The organism is Bradyrhizobium genomosp. I (2014) (genome assembly GCF_000261685.1).
Taxonomy (GTDB): Bacteria; Pseudomonadota; Alphaproteobacteria; order Rhizobiales; family Xanthobacteraceae; genus Bradyrhizobium.
Map to the genome: position 1 here is coordinate 1 of NZ_AJQE01000123.1, position 17297 is coordinate 17297.

The following is a 17297-nucleotide window of genomic DNA, read 5'->3' on the forward strand; positions in this document are numbered from 1 at the left end:
CGCGCCGCACGCGTGAACGCCTCCTCTGACAGTGCAAAGACGCCGCTCGGCGAATTGATCGGGCGGCTGTCGGCCCTGCATCAGAAACGCATTGATCTCGGGCTGGAGCGAATGCATCGCCTGCTCGAACGGCTCGGTCACCCCGAACGCAAGCTGCCGCCGGTGATCCATATTGCCGGCACCAACGGCAAGGGCTCGACGCTCGCTTATCTGCGCGCGACTCTGGAAGCTGCGGGCTTGCGGGTCCACGCCTATACCTCGCCCTATCTCGTCCGCATCAACGAATGCTTCCGGCTCGGCCGCGTGGGCGGCGGCGTGCTCGTCGACGACGGCGAATTGCGCGCCGCGCTGGAAGAGGTCGAGCGCGTCAATGCCGGCGAGGCCGCGACATTGTTCGAGCTGAAGACGGCCGCGGCCTTCCACCTGTTCGCGCAGAATCCGGCCGATGTGGTGCTGCTCGAAGTCGGCCTCGGCGGCCGGCTCGATTCGACCAATGTGATCGATGCGCCGGCGGGCTCTGTGATCACGCCTGTCAGCATGGACCACATGGATTTCCTGGGGTCGACCCTGGCGTCGATTGCCGGCGAGAAGGCCGCGATCATCAAGCGCGGCGTCCCCGTGGTTTGTGCCGAGCAAATGCCGGAGGCTATGGCCGTGATCGAAGCCCAGGCGAGGCGCATGCGTGCGCCGCTGTTTGCCGCAAACGAGACCTGGCACGTCAATGTCGAGCGCGGGCGTCTGGTCTATTCCGACGATCGCGGCTTGATGGATCTCCCGGCGCCGCGTCTGTTCGGCCGCCACCAATTCGCCAATGCCGGGCTCGCGATCGCGACGTTGCGCGCGATTCCAACCATCAAGGTCGATCAGGCAGCGTTCGAGGCCGGCATCGTCGGCGCCGAATGGCCGGCGCGGATGCAGCGCATCACCTCGGGCGAGCTGCTGTCCTGGGGACCGCAGGGCTCCGAGATCTGGCTCGACGGCGGCCACAATGCCGAAGGCGGCCGCGTTGCAGCCGCCGCGCTCGGCGATCTCGAGGAGCGGGTGTCGCGGCCGTTGGTCGTCATCGCGGGCATGATGGCCAACAAGGACGCGCGGGGCTTTCTCGCCAATTTCGCCGGCCTCACCCGTCACATCATCGCGGTGCCGATCCCCGACGCCGAGAACGCAATGCCGGTCGATCGCCTCGCGGATGCCGCGCGCAGCCTCGGCATGCGCGTCGAGACCGTGTCAGGCGTCGAAGCCGCGCTGCGCGCCTTGGCGAAGCTCGCCTACGAGGTGCCGCCGCGCATCCTGATATCAGGCTCGCTGTATCTCGCCGGCCATGTGCTGGCGATCAACGGCACGCCTCCTGCATAGACGGTCTTGTGTCCCGGACAAGGCGCATCGCGCAAGCGATGAGCCGCAGAGCCGGGACCCAGAATGCCGCAACATGGGCCCCGGCTCTGCAGCGCACCGCCGAAAAGGCGCTGCGCTGCGTCCGGGGAACGAGAGAGAAATGCCAATGCGTTTCGCCGCGATTGCCGATATCCACGGAAACTACCGCGCGCTGGAGGCTGTCCTCGCCGACATCCGCGCTCACGGCATCACCGACATCGTCAATCTCGGCGATATGCTGAGCGGCCCGCTCGATGCGCGCCGGACCATCGACATCCTGATGCAGCTCGATGCCGTGCATGTCCTCGGCAATCATGATCGCTATCTGCTCGACCGTCCGCCAGAGAAGATGGGCTCGTGGGATCGGCCCGCCCACGCACAGCTCGATGCCGCGCAGCTCGACTGGCTGCGCGCCCAGCCGATGACGCGGGTGCTTCGCGACCAGGTGTTCCTCTGCCATGCGACGCCCGAGAACGACGAAATCTATTGGCTCGACACCGTCCATCCCGACGGCACGGTCGCGCTGTCACCGCTCGATCGCATCGAGCAATTTGCGCTTGGGATCACGCAGTCGCTGATCCTGTGCGCCCACACCCATCTCGCCCGTGCCGTGCGCTTGCGCGACGGCCGGCTGATCGTCAATCCCGGCAGCGTCGGCAGCCCTGGTTATCGCGATAGGCTTCCGTACCCGCATGTCGTCGAGGCAGGCACCCCCCACGCGCGCTATGCGATCCTCGAGCTCGTCGATGGTGCCTGGCGGGTCGCCTTCCGCCATATCGCCTACGATCACGAGGCGATGGCCGCGCTGGCGCGGCGCAATGGTCAGCCGGAGCTCGCGAACGCGCTTGCGACGGGATGGATTGCATAGTCACGCTCGTGTCCCGGACGCGACGCAGAGCCGGAGCATGGGCGATCATCACTTCAACAGCTTCATCGGGTCGGCCACCTTCTGCTTCAACTGTTCGAAGCGGCATTGCCGCGGCGCCTTGTCGGGGCGCCAGCGCAGGATCGAGGTGCCGTGGCGGAAACGCTCGCCGCTGAAATGGTCGTAGCAGACCTCGACGACGAGCTTCGGCTTCAGCGGACACCATTTCGCCGAACGCTCTGTCGACCAGCGGCTCGGCCCGCCCGGGGCATTGCCAGTGAAGCCGGGCTCGCCGATCAGCGCCTCCAGCCGATCGGTCAGGGCAGGCTTCTCCTTCGCCTTGATGGCCGAGGTGAAGCCGACATGGTGCAGCAGGCCCTCATCGTCGTAGAGCCCGAGCAGCAGCGAGCCGACCACGTTGCGTCCGGCGATCTTGTTGGTGGCGTAGCGGAAGCCGCCGACCACGCAATCGGCGCTGCGGAATTTCTTGATCTTCTGCATGCCGTCGCGGTTGCCCGCCTGATAAGGCAGGTCGATGCGCTTGGCGATGACGCCATCCGAGCCGCCGCCGGATTGCGCGAGCCATTTCCTGGCCGTGGCGTAACTCGCCGTCGCAGGCGACAGCCGGAAGATGCTGCCTTTGAGATGGGACTTCGCAAAAGCTTCCAGTGCCGGCCGTCGCTCGCTGAGCGGCGCCTTGGCAAGCTGCTTCTCCCCGGCCGTCGCGAGCAGGTCGAAAACAAGATAGAGCGCGGGCGTGTCCTGCGCGAGCTTCTTCACCCGGCTTGCGGCAAGATGGATTCGCTGCAGCAGTGCGTCGAACGAAAATCCCTTGCCCAGCGGCAGGACGATCTCGCCGTCGAGCGTGAAGCGATCCGCCTTCAGCTTCAGGGCGGCGGTGACGATCTCGGGGAAATAGCGCGCAAGGTCCTCGCCGGATTTCGAGCGCAGATCGACGTTGCCGCCCTCGCGCGACAGCAGGCAGCGGAAGCCGTCCCACTTGGGTTCATATTGCCATTCCTTGCCACGCGGGATCCCATCGACCGAACGCGCCTCCATCGCGACGAGTGAGCTCGATCTTCGGGCACGCTTGGCGGGAGGGGCTGGCAAGGGCGGGACTCGTCATACGCTGGACACGCCCCATCAACGCAAACGGCCGGCTTTCGCCGGCCGCTTCCGAAAATAATCTTCGAGGCGGATCAGACCGCGGAGGTGATCCACTGCTGCAGCTTCGCCTTGGGCGCCGCGCCGACCTGGCGGGAGGCCATCTCGCCGCCCTTGAAGATCATCAGGGTCGGGATCGACATCACGCCGTACTTGGAGGCGGTCTTCGGGCTCTCGTCGACGTTGAGCTTCACGATCTTGACCTTGTCGCCCATCGCGCCGGCGATTTCGTCGAGCGCGGGCGCGATCATGCGGCACGGGCCGCACCATTCGGCCCAGAAATCGACGACCACGGGGCCGTTCGCCTTGAGCACTTCGGCTTCGAAATCGGCGTCGGAAACCTTGCTAACGGCCATTGGCAGTACCTCACTCGGTTGAAAGAGAATCGGCGCGACCTGGAATCGCGCCCAGGATCATGGCGTCAACCTATGAACGGCCCCTTGCCGGGTCAAGGACGCTCACACCGAGATGAAGGGATGCCAGCGCCGCGTCCAGCGCGGGGGCCGAAATCTCCATGTATTCAAGGGCCTCCGTCCAGAGCAGGACGGCCCTGACGGGCTTTTGCGGATAAAGCCGCGACAGCACCGCCCGGTACAGCGCAAGCTGCCGGACATAGGCGGCGGGCGCCTCGGCGGCGCTCTTCGGCGCGGCCTGGTTGGTCTTGAAATCGACGATCAGGACCTCCTCGGGACGAACGACCAGCCGGTCGATCTGCCCCGACACCAGGGCCGGGCTGCGGTCCGGCCGCTCCAGCCGGCCGGCGATGGCGACCTCCGCGCGGCTTCCGGCGGCAAAGACCGGGGCGAAACGCGGCTCAGTGATCAAGGTGAGCACCTTGTCGGCTAGCGCGGTGCGGTCGGCCTCCGCCCAGTCCGAGGCGTTGCGCGCCATGAAGCCGAGCGCGGCCTCGCGCCGGCGCTCCATGGCGATGTCGGGCAGGGATTGCAGCAGCCGATGCACCAGCGTGCCGCGTTGCAGCGCCAGCGCGCGAGACTGGATTGATTCGCCTGATCGTACGCCGCGGCCCTCCTCGGCGGACTGGCCGGAGGGACGCACGGGATCATCGTCGATGGTCTCGCGTGGTGCCGGTGTCCGCAGCCAGTCCGGCAGCACGACCGATTGGTCCAGGGTCGCCGCCGGCGTGCCCAGCGCCGCGACATCCTCCGGCCGGGCGAATCGGGTCACCTTGCCGAGCGGCGTCTCGATGGTCTGCTTGTGCAGGCCCGAGCCGGCAAGGCCGGTGTCGACGAGGTCGTACCAGCTCAGCTTGCGGACCGTCTTCATATTGCCGGGCATGCAGCCGCCGACGATCAGCCGGTCGGCCGCGCGCGTCATCGCGACGTAGAGCAGGCGGCGATACTCGTCCTCGGTCTCCTCAAGCATGGCCTTGCGTGCGTCCGCGACGGGCTTGGGATCATCCGCCTTGCGCCCGGCCCAGACCACCACCTCGCCGCCATTGCCGCGCGGCACATGAATCAGCCGAACCCGCTGCGAGTCCGCGGGCGACGATGTCGTGTCGACCATGAACACGACGGACGCCTCCAGCCCCTTGGCGCCGTGCACGGTCATCACCCGCACCTCGTCGCGCGAGATCTCCATGTCGCGCTTCACCTCGGTATCGGCCGAACGCAGCCAGGCCATGAAGCCCTGCAGCGAGGCCGGCGCCTTGCGTTCATAGTTCAGCGCCAGTTCCAGGAATTCGTCGAGCGCATCGTTGGCCTCGTGCCCGAGCCGGCGCAGGATGCGCGCCCGTCCGCCGTCGCCGCCGAGCAGCCAGGCATAGAAGGCGAACGGCGTCTCCTCGCGCGCGCGGATCTCGCAGGCTTCCAGGCGTCGCAATGCCGTGGCGAACTTCTCGCTTCCAGCCGCATGTTCGCCGAGCGCGCGGCGCAGCGAGCCCTTGCGGTCCCAGGCAAGCGTGAACAGGTCGTCGTCATCGAGCCCGAACAGCGGGCTCTTCAGCGCCACAGCCAGCGCGAGATCGTCCTGCGGCAGCAGCAGCGCGTCGGCGAGATTCATCAGGTCGATGATCGAGATATGCTCGGTGAGCTTGAGCCGGTCGGCGCCGGCGACCGGAATGCCGGCATGCTTCAGCGCCTGGATCACCGCATCGAACGCGTTGCCGCGTCGGCGCACCAGGATCAGCATGTCGCCATAGCGCAGGGGGCGGCGTTCGCCGGCGTGTCCGGTCAGCGTCCCGCTTTCGACCAGCCGCTTGATCTCGGCCTGGATGCGGCGGGCAAGCTTGACTTCGGGACTGGTGACGGCGACGCCGTCAAACGGTGCTCGCCAGCCCTCGATGTCCTGCCGATCGTCGGCCTCCGCGAGATCCCAGAGCTCGACGACGCTCGGACCGGCATCGCTGAGCGAATTGTGCAGGGGATGACCGATCTCGACCGAATGGATGCTCTTGTAGATCTGCGGATCGCGGAAGACGTGGTCGACCGAATGCAGGATCGCAGCACCCGAACGGAACGAATAGGTGAAGGCGACCGGATCGAATTTCAGCCCGGCTGCCGTGAACTTGCGATGCAGCTCGCGCCGGCGCGCGTCGAACTCGTGGGGCGCTGCGCCCTGGAACGAGAAGATCGACTGCTTCTCGTCGCCGACGGCGAAGATGGTGCGGTTCAGCCCCTCGCGCGCGCCTTCGCCGGCGGTGAACTCGGAGATGATGTGCGCGACGATGTCCCATTGCCGCGGGCTGGTGTCCTGGGCTTCGTCGATCAGGACGTGGTCCACGCCGCGGTCGAGCTTGTAATGCACCCAGCCCGAGGAAACCCGGTCCAGCATTGCCAGCGTCTTGTCGATCAGGTCGTCGTAGTCGAGCAGGCCGCGCTCCTGCTTCTCGCGCCGGTAATTTGCGGCAGCCGCGGTCGCGATATGCAACAGGGCCGCTGTGCGGTCGCGCAGGGTCACCGCGCGGCGCTTCTCGACCAGTCCAGCGAGGCGTTGCGCCTCGCTCTCGAACAGGCGCGCGACGGACGGATTGTGCTCACCAAACTTCTTGGTCAGGACCGTCTTGCGCGGCAGCTTGTCGTCGGTGAGGAAGACGCAGAGATAGGCATCGACCTGCGCGCTGCCGGAAAAGACCTTCGCCTCGCGGAGCCGGCCTGCCTGGTCGTTGTCGGACTTGCTGCCGTCCTCCAGCGCGAAGGCGATGTCGTCCCAGCGCGACCGCGGCAGGAACGGTCCGTCGAGAATCTCGGCCTCGACGCCCTCGATGCGGTCGCTCGCGTCAACGCCGAGCACCGCAGCCATCTGCGCCGCTGCGGCTTCCGCGTTGCCGGCCTCATCGGTCCAGGCCATGAAGTGATCGCGGCTGAGGCACGCCTCGCGCACCACCTCCTTGAAGGTGACGTCGGCGGCGCTCGCCATCGCGGTCAGGAGCGCGCGTCCGGTCACGCTCTCGGGGTCGCGCGCTGCCTCCAGCAGCACCTTCAGATTGGCGCGTTCCATCATGTCGGTCTGGTCGCGCTCGTCGATCACGGCAAAGCGCGCCGGCACATTGGCCTCGAACGGAAACTGCTGGAGCAGGCGGGTGCACAGCGCGTGGATGGTCTGCACCTTCAGCCCGCCCGGGGTCTCGAGCGCACAGGCGAACAGCTTTCGCGCGTTACGGCGCAATGTTCTATCAGGATACGGAATGCCGACGGCACGGATCGCGGCATCGAGCCCGGCGTCATCCAGCGTCACCCAATGCCCGAGCGTGGTGAACACACGTTCGGCCATGTTGGCCGCGGCGGCCTTGGTGAAGGTGATGCAGAGGATCTTTTCCGGCGGCACGCCCGACAGCAGCAGGCGGATCACGCGCTGCACCAGCACATGGGTCTTGCCCGAGCCGGCATTGGCCGAAACGAACGCCGACGCCGTCGGATCGGACGCACGCGCCTGCCGCGCGCGCACCTCGTCAGGGATGGGACGCGGCGCCTTCACCATTCCTCGATCCCCAATCCGCCGGCCGCCGACCATTCCTTGATCCGGGCGAGATCGTCATAAGTGCCGTAGCGGTTCGCCCACATCGGCAGATTCAGCGAGGTATAGGCCTGGTTCTCGTCCTCGAAGGCGCGGATCAGTGCTTCCAGCTTGGCCCGCGCCTCGGCTGCCGCGGTGTCCGGCGGCTGGGGCTCGTCGCCTTGCTTGAACTTGAGCTCGAGGATGCGCTCCTCGCCCGGCGGGTTGTTGCCGCTGAGGCGCACATAGACGAGCTGGCTCACGGATGAGCCGGCGTCGATATCCGGGAAGCCGCCCTCGCGCAGTATCGCGGCCTCCAGCGTGAGCTGCGGCGACAGGCCCATGCGGACCTGCTTGCCGGTCGGCGGCTGCCCGGTCTTGTAGTCGAGAATGGCGTAGCCGCCGCCCTGGCGCCGCTCGATGCGGTCGGCGCGCGCGGAAAGATGGAAAGCGCGCGCGTTGTCGAGCGGGATCGAGATCTCGCCCCGGGTCTCGGCCGTGATGGCCTCGATTGCGCCGCGCCGTGCCGTCTCCCATTCGCCGAACCAGCGGGCGATACGCTGGAAGCGTGGCCACCACAGCGCCCGCGCCTCGGGACGCTCCATCAGCGGCGCAAAATGCTTCTCGCCGATCGCGCGCAGCACGCGCGCGGGATCGTCGGGCAGACGTGCGGCATAGGCCTCGGTGAACTCGCCGAGCGCATCGTGAATCGCCGAACCGCGGTCGGCAGCCGAGAGCGGCATGTCGACGGGATCGAGCGCATCGAGCCGCAGGATGCGTTTGGCGTAGATCGTATAGGGATCGCGCAGCCAGTCTTCGATTTCGGTGACGGACATCTTGAGCGGCCGCGTCGCGCGCGGCGGCCGCGGCTCCGGCTGCCTGATCGGTCTGACCTCCTCGGGCTGGTCCAGCGCGGCCGCGAACTGCACATATTTCTCGCCGGCGCGAATGGCCGCCTTCCAGATCTCGTCGCCCGCGACCGCCTCCAACCGGTGCAGGAAGCGCGAGGCCACCGCCGGTGCGCCGCCGGCCTTGGCGGAATGAGTGAGGATCACCTCATTGCCGCCGAGCAGCTGCGTGAAGTCATGGGCGGAGAGGCCGATGCGGCGCTCCGGCAGGTCGAGACCGAGCTCGTGCCGCATCGGCCGGCTGAGCCAGGGATCGATGCGCGGTGCCGGCGGCCAGACGCCCTCGATCAGGCCGCCCACGATGATGCGGTCGGCCTGCATCAGGCGCGATTCCAGCGGGCCGTAGATCTGCAAGCGGGCGCCCGGTCTGTCCCGCCGCCGCACCGCGCGGTCGCCGAACGCGGTCAGGAAGACATCGGGATAGTCGGGCGGCGACACCATCAACCCGCTCGTCGTGCCGCCGCGCAGGAGGTCGTCGAAGGCACTGGCAAGCGCGAGACCATCGCGATCCTCGAAGGCCAGCGGAATGCCCTGCTCGTCGCGCGACAGCTCGAGCATGATCTCGCGATGCCGATGCGCCAGCTCTGCAAAGTCGTACGGCTTTGTTGATGCAAGGCTCTCGATCGGCGCCAGTGCTTTTTGCAGGACATCGATCAGCGCCCGGATACGATCGAGATCCTCCGCCTTGAGACGCGCGCGAGGCTCGGCGCGATGGAGCGCGGAGACTTCGCTGCGCCACAGCTTTGTGAGTTCCTCGCGAAAGCGGTTGAATTCGCGCGAAAGGCCTGCGGTGCCCGCCGGTGGGCGCGTGCCACGCAGCACGCCAAGCTCCAGGCTCTCGATCGCCATTTTCCAGGCGCCGGGCGCGCGGCCGAGTCGGCATAACGGATGCTTCAGCATCGCCAGCAATGTCGGCGGCTCCAGGCCCTTTGCCGCCGCCTCGGCCGCGAGACGCGCGAAAGTGCCGGCCGAGGTTTCCATCAGCACATCGCCGCCGGAATCGTCGAAGGCGAGGTCCCATCGAGTCAGCGCCGCCATCACCCGCCGCGCCAGCGCGCGGTCGGGCGTCACCAGCGCCGCCGATTTGTCGAGATGCCGCGCCTCGCGCATCGCAATGGCGATCGCGAGCGCTTCCATTTCGGGGTTGGGTGCCTCGACGACCGCGAGGTCTTTCATGCCGCCGGCGATCCTTGCGGCGACGTCGGGCTGCTTCAGCCGGTCGTGCCAGACTTCGGTCTTGGCGGATGGCCGCATCGATTCGGACGCGAGCAGATCGCGGCCGCCTTCCGCTGGTGGCTGAAGCAATTCGACATCGCTGCGCTTGATGGCCAAGCGCTGCAGCAGCGCGTGCATGGCGTATTGCGGATGATTCGAGGCCGGATGCTCCACGAACTTGCCGAGCGAGTCGCGGACGCCACCGATGGTGCGCCAGGCGTCGTCGTCGAGGTCGGTGTCGAGGCCCGGCAACACCACCGCGCCATGCGGCAGCGACGCGACTGCGTGCAGAAATTTTGCGGTGGCCGGCATGGAGCCGGTCGAGCCCGCCGCGATCACCGGCCCGTTCGGGTGCGCGGTCAGTCGTTTGGCTTCCGCCGCAATCAGCAGATCGCGTCGCGCGGCCGGCTCGATCCGGTTGATCTCGGCGAGATGGTTGGGCCAGGCGATGCGTGCGATGCGCAGGAACTCGAGCGAGTGCTGCCAGTAGCGATCGAGCTGGTCCGGCACCAGGCTATCGAGCGCGCTCCAGTCGACGCCGCGCGTGACCATGTCGTCGATCAGGCGCGCGAGGTCGCCGGCAAGGGAGAGCGTCGAAGCAGGCCCGCCGACCACGAGCGGCGACAGCACCGGGCCCTTGGCCCAGGCCGCAACGAGCTGCGCCAGCGTCAGGCGCCGTTCGAGCTCGCCGAGCCGCGGCGGAATGTCGAGCGGCGCTGCGCCGGAAAACTGTTCGCTCTCGCCGGCGAAGGCGAGCTCGTCCTCGTCGATGTCGCCGAGCGCGACGATGCGCGGCAGCACGACCGCGTCGACCTTCATCTCGTCGAGAAAGATCTCGCGCACGACGCGCATCGCGCGTCTGGTTGGCAGGTACAGCGTGGCGTCGGCCAGCCGCGCCGGCTCCTTGCGGGCCTCGAATCCCTCGACCAGCCGGCCGTCGAGCAGGGCCGTGACGACCGTGCGCAGGAACGGAACTGAGATGGGAACGCTGAAAACGCGCATGGGTCGCCTGATTCGGGAATCAGGGCAATATAGGGAGCCGGGGTCAAATGGTCATGCGTTGCGGCGGGGTCTTCCCCGCTGTCCTATTGTCATTCCGGGGCGATGCGAAGCATCGAACCCGGAATCTCGAGATTCCGGGCTCGCGCTGACGCGCGCCCCGGAATGACGGGACCTTCTACGCCACGCTCTCCAGAAACGCCTCTTCCGCGGCGTGCACGGCATCGGGCGTGCCGACATGCATCCAGACACCGTCAAGCCGCAGGCCGAACAGCCGCTCCTGCTCGTTGGCGCGGTCGAACATCTTGGTCAAAGAGAACTCGCCCTTCGGGGCGTCGGCGAAGATCGACGGCGACAGGATCGCCGCGCCGGCATAGACGAACGGAACGACCTCTTTTTCCTTGCGCTTGCGTAAGGCGCCATCGGGCAGCATGCCGTAATCGCCGCGGCCGCTATAGCCGATGCTGGTTGCGGTCGGCGCCATCAGCAGCAGGATGTCCATGCGCGCGGGCTCGAAGTTTTCGGCAAGCCGCGAAAGGTTCGAGCGTACGCCGTCGATCCACAGCGTGTCGGAATTGACGTGGAAGAACGGCGCGTCGCCGAGCAGCGGCAGCGCCTTGACGACGCCGCCGCCGGTGCCGAGGACCTGGTCGCGTTCGTCGGAGATGGTCACGCGCGGATGCTGGCGAGATGCGGTGTGATTGATGATCTGGTCCGGCAGGTAATGCACGTTGACCACCGCCTCGGTCACGCCGGCCTGGCCGAGCTTGTCGAGCACGTGGTCGAGCAGCGGCTGGCCGGCCACCGGCACCATCGGCTTCGGCATCTTGTCCGTCAGGGGGCGCATGCGCAGGCCAAACCCTGCTGCGAGCACCATGGCTTTGGTCGGTTTGACGGACATCCTTCGCTTTCTCAGACCCTTCGCGTTCGCAGCAAATCCTAGCACGGGACTTGATCAGCCGCACCGCGTCTCAACCGCCTTAACCACCCGCCGTGACGGTTGTACGACGGGTGTTGCCGTTACGCCCCAACGGTCGCGGAACGCGCCTTTTTCTTCTTGTCACCGAGCTTGAGGAAATTGACGCCGATCTGGTCGCCGTTGACCCAGGCAAGCTCGCAGCGCCGGTAGGCAAGTCCGGTGGACGACAGCAGCAGAAAGAATTCCTTCAAGTGCAGGCCTTCGACCGAACCGTCGATGGTCAGCTTGGCGCCGCTCTCGGAGACGTCCTCCATGGTGCAGTCGCGTCGCCAGGTGCCGTCGATTCCCATCATCTGAGCCGGAATCCCGCGTTCGAAAACAACCCGGCTGTTGCCGCGCTGGTCCGTCCTTACCGCCATCTGCCCCGCTCCAGCCCCGTAATTATCCGGCTGCCTCGCCGCCAGAATACCGGCGTCTTGGCTAACAGCCGGTAAATCGGGCCCGAAATCAAGCTCGGGACGGTTCTTGAGGCGGTGGGACGTTGGCGAGATACCAGGCGCGCAAAGCGCCGAGCGCGGGATGCGCCAGCGAGCGCTGGAGGTAGGTCCAGATCCGCGGCTGATGGCGCAGATAATGCGGCTTGCCGTCGCGGCGGTTGAGCCGGGCGAAGGTGCCGAGCAGGCGCGTGTTCCGCTGCGCCGACATGATGGCGTAGAGCTCGGCAAAGCCGGCCGCGTCGAAGCTCGTGTCCTGCGCACGCCGCGCCTTGATGTAGCGCGACAGCAGCGTCAGCTCGAGGGTCTCGGGTACGTCGATGCGCGCGTCCTGCAGCAGCGACACCACGTCGTAGGAGTGTGGCCCGAGCACGGCGTCCTGGAAGTCGATCACGCCGACGCGCGCGATGCCGGTGCGATTCTCGAGCCAGATCAGGTTGGGCGAGTGATAGTCGCGGATGATCCATGTCTTCGGCGCCGCCAGCGGTTTCTCGAGCAGCTCGCGCCACATCGCGAAGAACTCCGCGCGCCTCTCGTCGCTCAACGGCGCGTTGCGGTCGGGCAGGTACCATTCCGGCATCAGTCCGATTTCGATCAGCATCGCCTCAACATCGAAGACGGGGATCTCGTAGGTTTGTCCGTCGAGCGGCAGCGTCTCCGGCAGCGCCTTGCCATGCAGCATCGCCAGCAAGTCGGTCGCGGCTTCGTAGCGCTCGGCAATCGGCCGCGGCGGATCGCCCTCGACCACGCCCTCGCTGCCAAAGTCCTCGGTAATCAGGAAGCCATGATCGAGGTTGGCATGATGAATCGCGGGTGCGGAGATTCCCTGCGCGCGCAGGCCTTCGGCGATCGCGACGAAAGGCTTGACGTTCTCCGCGAGATGCACCGCGGCGCTGTAGGACTTTCCGCTGTAGAGAGCCGCGCCGTCCGGCCGCTGCGGAAAGTTCATGAGGATGACGACGCCGTCGTCGCGCAGCAGCCGCGCATAGGAGCGCGTCGACGCATCGCCGGCCATGCGCTTGCGCGTCGCATCCATGTAGCCGGATGCCTCGAGAAATTCCCGCAACGCCTTCAGCCGCGCGATTTGTACGGCGCTCTTGCCATGGCCGGTGATGTCGGCGGCGCGTGCGTTCGATCCCAGCGCCGGCCGATGCGTCAGCGCGATGTCGATGCGGTCTTCAGGCATGGCCGCCGGCGCACGCTCGGGCCATTCGACCAGGACGAGGGTGGCGTCCGGGAGCGGCGACAGCCCGATCTCCTCGAGCTCGCTCTCGTCCTCGACGCGGTAGAGATCGGCATGCAGCACCGGGAACGGCGGCAGCTCGTAGCCCTGCACCAGCGTGAAGGTCGGGCTCGGCACTTCCAGCGCCTCGTCGCCGGCGAGGTAGCGGATCAGGCTGCGCGCCGCCGCCGTCTTGCCGGCGCCGAGATCGCCGGTAAGGGTGATGACGTCACCGGGGCCGACCAGCAGCGCGAGGTCGGCCATCAATTGCGCAGTGGCCGTCTCGTTGTGGAGCGCGACCGAGAATGTGGTTGGTTGCGTCATTCGGCGGCGTCGCGATGCGCCGCCTGGTCGGTCGGGAAGTCGCAGATCACGACCGTGCCCCGGCCGACGATCGAATCCACCCGCACCTTGCCGCCATGCAGCTCGACGAAGGAGCGCACCAGCGACAGGCCGAGCCCGGCGCCGCGGTGACGCGAGCCCTGCGAGCGGCTTTCGAACCAGTTGAACACCTTGTCCTTCATGTCGGCCGGTATTCCAGGTCCCGAATCTGTCACGGTGAAGACCACGCTGCGCTCGGTACGCCGCGCGCTGATGCCAACGGTGGAATCCTGTGGAGAAAACCCGACGGCGTTGGCAAGGAGGTTATAGAGCACCTGCACCACGCGCTTCTCGTCGCCGATGAAGCTGCCGACATCGGGCGCGATCTCGACCTTGAGGCGGATGCGGTCGGTGGCGAGGCGGTCCTGGATGCCCTCGGCGGCGAGCTCGATGGCCTTGCTGACGTCGACCTGCCCGAGTTCCAGCTTCATGGCGCCGGCGTCGATGGTGGCGAGATCCAGGATATTGTTGGTGAGCGCGAGCAGCGCGTTGGTCGATTTGGTGACGTAGTCGAGATATTCGGCCTGCTTCGGCGTCAGCGGCCCGGTCGAGGGATCGCTGAGGAAATGCGCAAAGCCGATGATGGTGGTGAGCGGCGAGCGCAGCTCGTAGGAGACGTGGTGGACGAAATCCACCTTCATCTGGTCGGCGGCCTCCAGCGCCTCGTTGCGCTCGCGCAGCGCGCGCTCGACATTCTCGGTGTCGGTGATGTCCTGGAACGTCAGCATGGTGGCGCCGTCGGGCAGCGGCCGGATCATGCCGTCGAGCACGCTGCCGTCCTTGCGCTCCAGCTTCAGCGGCACGTCCGCGCGGTTCTCGATCGAGGTGATGGCCTCGCGGATCTGGCGCCAGACCACGGGGTCGTCGAACAGCTGATGGCACCAGCCTTCCACCGTCTGGATGTGCGGCTCGTCGCGCATGGCATCGCTCGAGAGCTTCCACATCCGGACGAAGGCCGGATTGAACAGCTGCGCCTTGCCGTTGCTGCCGAACACCGCGACGCCCTCGGCGAGGCTGTCCAGCGTCTCGCGCTGGACGCGGATCAGGCCGTCGAAGCGGCGGGCGAGGTCGAGGCTTTCGGTGACGTCGTCGAACAGATAAGTGACGCCGCCCTCCGGGTTCGGCGTGGTGACGACCGAGAGCGCGCGGCCGTCAGGCAGGAACCAGGTGTCCTTGGCGGTCTCGACCGCGCGATAGGCTTCGTGCAGCTTGGCTTTCCAGGCGCGGAAATCCGGCTGTTCCGGCAATTTGCGCGCGGCGCGGAGCTGGTCGAGCACGCTGGAATCGTCGGGATTGGCGTCGAGGAAGTTGCGGTCGAGGTCCCACAGCCGCCGGTAGGAGTCGTTGTAGAAGGCAAGGCGCCGGTGGCCGTCGAACACGGCAACGCCGGAGGACAGCTGGTCCAGCGTGCGGCGGTGCGCCTCTGCCATGCGCACGAGCGCCGAGCTCAGCGCATCCGCCTCACTGGCATCGATGGCGACGCCGACGCTGCCGCTGCCGACATTGACGGCGCGTACGTCGTAGATGCGCCGCTCGCCGCCGATCACGATCGGCAGCCGCGAACTGAAATTGGCCGCGTCCTTCAGTCCCCGCTCCATCGCGGTGCGGTCGGCGCTGTCGAGCAGCTCGAGCTTGCGCTGCTGGGCATCGGTGACGCTGTTCGCTTCGGTGGCGCGGACATAGGCCGGATTGGCGTAGGTCAGCGCGCCGTTCTCGCCCTTGGCCCAGATCGGCCAGGGCGCGGCGGCGGCAAGGCCGCGCAGCATCTCGGTTTCGTCGGAGAGCGCCTTGTAGCGCAGATGGGTCTCGGCCAGATCGCGGCGCAGTCCTGAGAGCTCGCGAATCCGGACAATGGCCTGGCCGCCGATCGCGCGGCCGATCGCTTCCAGCGTATGGCCGTGCGCAGTGGTCAATGTCAGCTGGAACCCGTCGCCGCGATCGCGCAGGGCGTCGACCGCATGGTCCATCTGGAGCGCCGGCTCGGGGGGCAGCCAGGTTCCGAACGCCAGCACCCGCTGCGGCGACGAATCGCGCGGCAGCACCATGGCGATGTCGCCGGAAATCTGCGCGCGGCTGTCGCCGGCCGGCCAGGAGATCAGGATCTGCGGCTCGGCGAACAGCAGCGCGCCGAAGCGGTCGGCCTGGAGTTGCAGTTCCCCGATCCGGGCGTGCAGCTGCGCTTCGTTGTTCGCCGTGCGCACCCTTGTGCGCATCAACAGGATCGCGGCCATGACCGAGAAGCCGAGCAAGGCCAGCGCGGTGGCGAGCACCGCGAGTTCCTGCCGGTTGAAATCCAGCAATGTCGAGAGTGTGTCGACGAGGTCGGCGGCCTCGGCCGGCGCAGCCGGCAGCAGCGCTGCGAGAGCGCCGCCCATCAAGCCGTTGCGCGCCAGCGATGTGCACGACAGCAGCGTCCGACGCATCGACACGATCACGCCTGACATAGTTGCCCCAAGACCGCACGAATCTACGCGCGGCGACCCCCGTCGCGCGCGAATCAAAAGACAATACCCTCACCGCGACTCCGCCGGTAAGAGTCCAGATCGTGAACGTAAGGGAGGCCCCCCAAAAATGCCGGGCGCGCGGTTCCAGCGCACGTCATTCTTCGGGATGATTCGGCCGGAGTTGCCGTGCGTTAGCGGCCGGTCGACCCGAAGCCGCCGGCGCCGCGACCAGTTGCCGACAAGGTGGCCACGGGAACCAGCGCGGCCTGCACCACGGGTGCGATCACCATCTGGGCGATGCGCTCGCCGCGCTTGATCACGAACGGCGCTGCGCCGTGATTGATCAGGATGACCTTGATCTCGCCGCGGTAGTCGGCGTCGATCGTGCCGGGCGAATTCAGCACGGTGACGCCGTGCTTGGCGGCAAGTCCCGAGCGCGGGCGCACCTGCGCCTCGTGCCCGGGCGGCAAGGCGATCGCAAGGCCCGTCGGCACCAGCGCATATTGGCCGGGGGCGATCGTTATCGGCTTGCTGTCCGCAACGGCTGCCATCAGGTCGAGGCCGGCGGCCTCCGCCGTCTGATAGGCCGGCAACGGCAGACCTTCGGCATGGGCAAGGCGTTGCAGTTCGACGGTGACCTTCGTGCTCAAGATGCCGGCTCCCGGGATTTCTCGGCCACGCTCCTTGCGACATGCGCGACCAGTTCGATGGCGACCTGTTCCTTGGTCATCACCGGCCAGGAATCAACTGCCATCTCGCCGTCCTTCGCACCGTTCTTGCGGCTGAGGAGGTGGACCGTGTTGCGGTCGCCGCCCATCACGCCGGTCGCGGGCGAGACGTCATTGGCGACGATCCAGTCGCAGCCCTTGCGCGCAAGCTTTGACTTGGCGTTGTCGATGAGGTGCTCGGTCTCGGCGGCAAAGCCGATCACCAGCGGCGGGCGCTTGTCGGTCAGCTTGGAGATCGTGGCGAGGATGTCGGGATTCTCGACCAGCTGCAGCGGCGGCATGCCGGCCGAAGTCTTCTTCAGCTTCTGCTCGCCTTCGTTGGCGACGCGCCAGTCGGCGACCGCGGCAGCGAAGATCGCGATATCGGCGGGGAGCGCGGCCTGCACCTGCTCGAGCATCTGCCGAGCCGATTCAACGTGCTTCACCGTCACGCCCGGGGGGTCGTCGAGGTCAACCGGGCCGCTCACCAGGATCACCTCGGCGCCCGCGGCCTGCGCCGCGGCGGCAATGGCGAAGCCCTGCTTGCCGGAGGAACGGTTCGCGATGTAGCGCACCGGATCGATCGGCTCGTGCGTGGGGCCGGCGGTGATCAGCACGCGCTTGCCGGCAAGCGGTCGCGGCACCGGCGGGCGG

12 protein-coding genes are annotated in these 17297 nt (G+C 67.2%); 2 read left to right on the top strand and 10 right to left on the bottom strand.

The window, feature by feature from the left end; all coding sequences use genetic code 11:
- Positions 1-12 precede the first annotated feature (12 nt).
- Positions 13-1356, top strand: coding sequence for a bifunctional folylpolyglutamate synthase/dihydrofolate synthase (locus tag IC50_RS11555; RefSeq protein WP_035704240.1), 1344 nt, complete (start codon positions 13-15; stop codon positions 1354-1356).
- A 145-nt stretch (positions 1357-1501) separates the two neighbouring features.
- Positions 1502-2242, top strand: coding sequence for a metallophosphoesterase family protein (locus tag IC50_RS11560; protein WP_035704214.1), 741 nt, complete (start codon positions 1502-1504; stop codon positions 2240-2242).
- Positions 2243-2290: 48 nt separating this feature from the next.
- On the opposite strand, the gene IC50_RS11565 is transcribed toward IC50_RS11560, so the two are convergent.
- From IC50_RS11565 to IC50_RS11610, 10 genes are all read right to left on the bottom strand, one after another.
- Positions 2291-3298, bottom strand: a complete 1008-nt coding sequence (locus tag IC50_RS11565) for an ATP-dependent DNA ligase (RefSeq protein WP_035704217.1) — start codon at positions 3296-3298, stop codon at positions 2291-2293.
- Positions 3299-3438: 140 nt separating this feature from the next.
- Complete coding sequence (gene trxA / locus IC50_RS11570; RefSeq protein WP_008540017.1) at positions 3439-3759, bottom strand: thioredoxin; 321 nt, start codon at positions 3757-3759, stop codon at positions 3439-3441.
- Positions 3760-3829: 70 nt separating this feature from the next.
- Complete coding sequence (gene addA, locus IC50_RS11575) at positions 3830-7339, bottom strand: double-strand break repair helicase AddA (protein ID WP_035704219.1); 3510 nt, start codon at positions 7337-7339, stop codon at positions 3830-3832.
- A complete protein-coding gene (gene addB / locus IC50_RS11580; RefSeq protein ID WP_035704221.1) occupies positions 7333-10479 on the bottom strand; it encodes a double-strand break repair protein AddB in 3147 nt (1048 codons plus the stop codon). The genes addA and addB overlap by 7 nt, the downstream gene beginning before the upstream one ends.
- Positions 10480-10654: 175 nt before the next feature.
- Entirely contained in the window at positions 10655-11377 is a 723-nt protein-coding gene (locus IC50_RS11585; RefSeq protein ID WP_035704224.1) for a nucleotidyltransferase family protein, read from the bottom strand.
- A 119-nt stretch (positions 11378-11496) separates the two neighbouring features.
- The gene (locus IC50_RS11590) at positions 11497-11814 is read right to left on the bottom strand and encodes a PilZ domain-containing protein (RefSeq protein ID WP_035704227.1); all 318 of its coding nucleotides are present in this window, start codon (positions 11812-11814) and stop codon (positions 11497-11499) included.
- Positions 11815-11902: 88 nt separating this feature from the next.
- A complete protein-coding gene (gene tsaE / locus IC50_RS11595; RefSeq protein WP_035704230.1) occupies positions 11903-13435 on the bottom strand; it encodes a tRNA (adenosine(37)-N6)-threonylcarbamoyltransferase complex ATPase subunit type 1 TsaE in 1533 nt (510 codons plus the stop codon).
- The gene (locus IC50_RS11600) at positions 13432-15936 is read right to left on the bottom strand and encodes a sensor histidine kinase (protein ID WP_035704235.1); all 2505 of its coding nucleotides are present in this window, start codon (positions 15934-15936) and stop codon (positions 13432-13434) included. The genes tsaE and IC50_RS11600 overlap by 4 nt, the downstream gene beginning before the upstream one ends.
- A 191-nt stretch (positions 15937-16127) precedes the next feature.
- Positions 16128-16586: a dUTP diphosphatase gene (gene dut, locus IC50_RS11605; protein ID WP_035704238.1), complete on the bottom strand. Its 459-nt coding sequence runs from the start codon at positions 16584-16586 to the stop codon at positions 16128-16130.
- Positions 16583-17297 (bottom strand): phosphopantothenoylcysteine decarboxylase domain-containing protein (locus tag IC50_RS11610; RefSeq protein ID WP_035704243.1); only part of this gene is annotated, 715 nt, incomplete at its 5' end. The genes IC50_RS11610 and dut, both read right to left, overlap by 4 nt.

Coding starts and splice junctions, on each gene's coding strand:
- IC50_RS11560 (WP_035704214.1), top strand. CDS start 1,502: ATGCGTTTCGCCGCGATTGCCGATATCCACGGAAACTACCGCGCGCTG.
- IC50_RS11565 (WP_035704217.1), bottom strand. CDS start 3,298: ATGGAGGCGCGTTCGGTCGATGGGATCCCGCGTGGCAAGGAATGGCAA.
- trxA (WP_008540017.1), bottom strand. CDS start 3,759: ATGGCCGTTAGCAAGGTTTCCGACGCCGATTTCGAAGCCGAAGTGCTC.
- addA (WP_035704219.1), bottom strand. CDS start 7,339: ATGGTGAAGGCGCCGCGTCCCATCCCTGACGAGGTGCGCGCGCGGCAG.
- addB (WP_035704221.1), bottom strand. CDS start 10,479: ATGCGCGTTTTCAGCGTTCCCATCTCAGTTCCGTTCCTGCGCACGGTC.
- IC50_RS11585 (WP_035704224.1), bottom strand. CDS start 11,377: ATGTCCGTCAAACCGACCAAAGCCATGGTGCTCGCAGCAGGGTTTGGC.
- IC50_RS11590 (WP_035704227.1), bottom strand. CDS start 11,814: ATGGCGGTAAGGACGGACCAGCGCGGCAACAGCCGGGTTGTTTTCGAA.
- tsaE (WP_035704230.1), bottom strand. CDS start 13,435: ATGACGCAACCAACCACATTCTCGGTCGCGCTCCACAACGAGACGGCC.
- IC50_RS11600 (WP_035704235.1), bottom strand. CDS start 15,936: ATGTCAGGCGTGATCGTGTCGATGCGTCGGACGCTGCTGTCGTGCACA.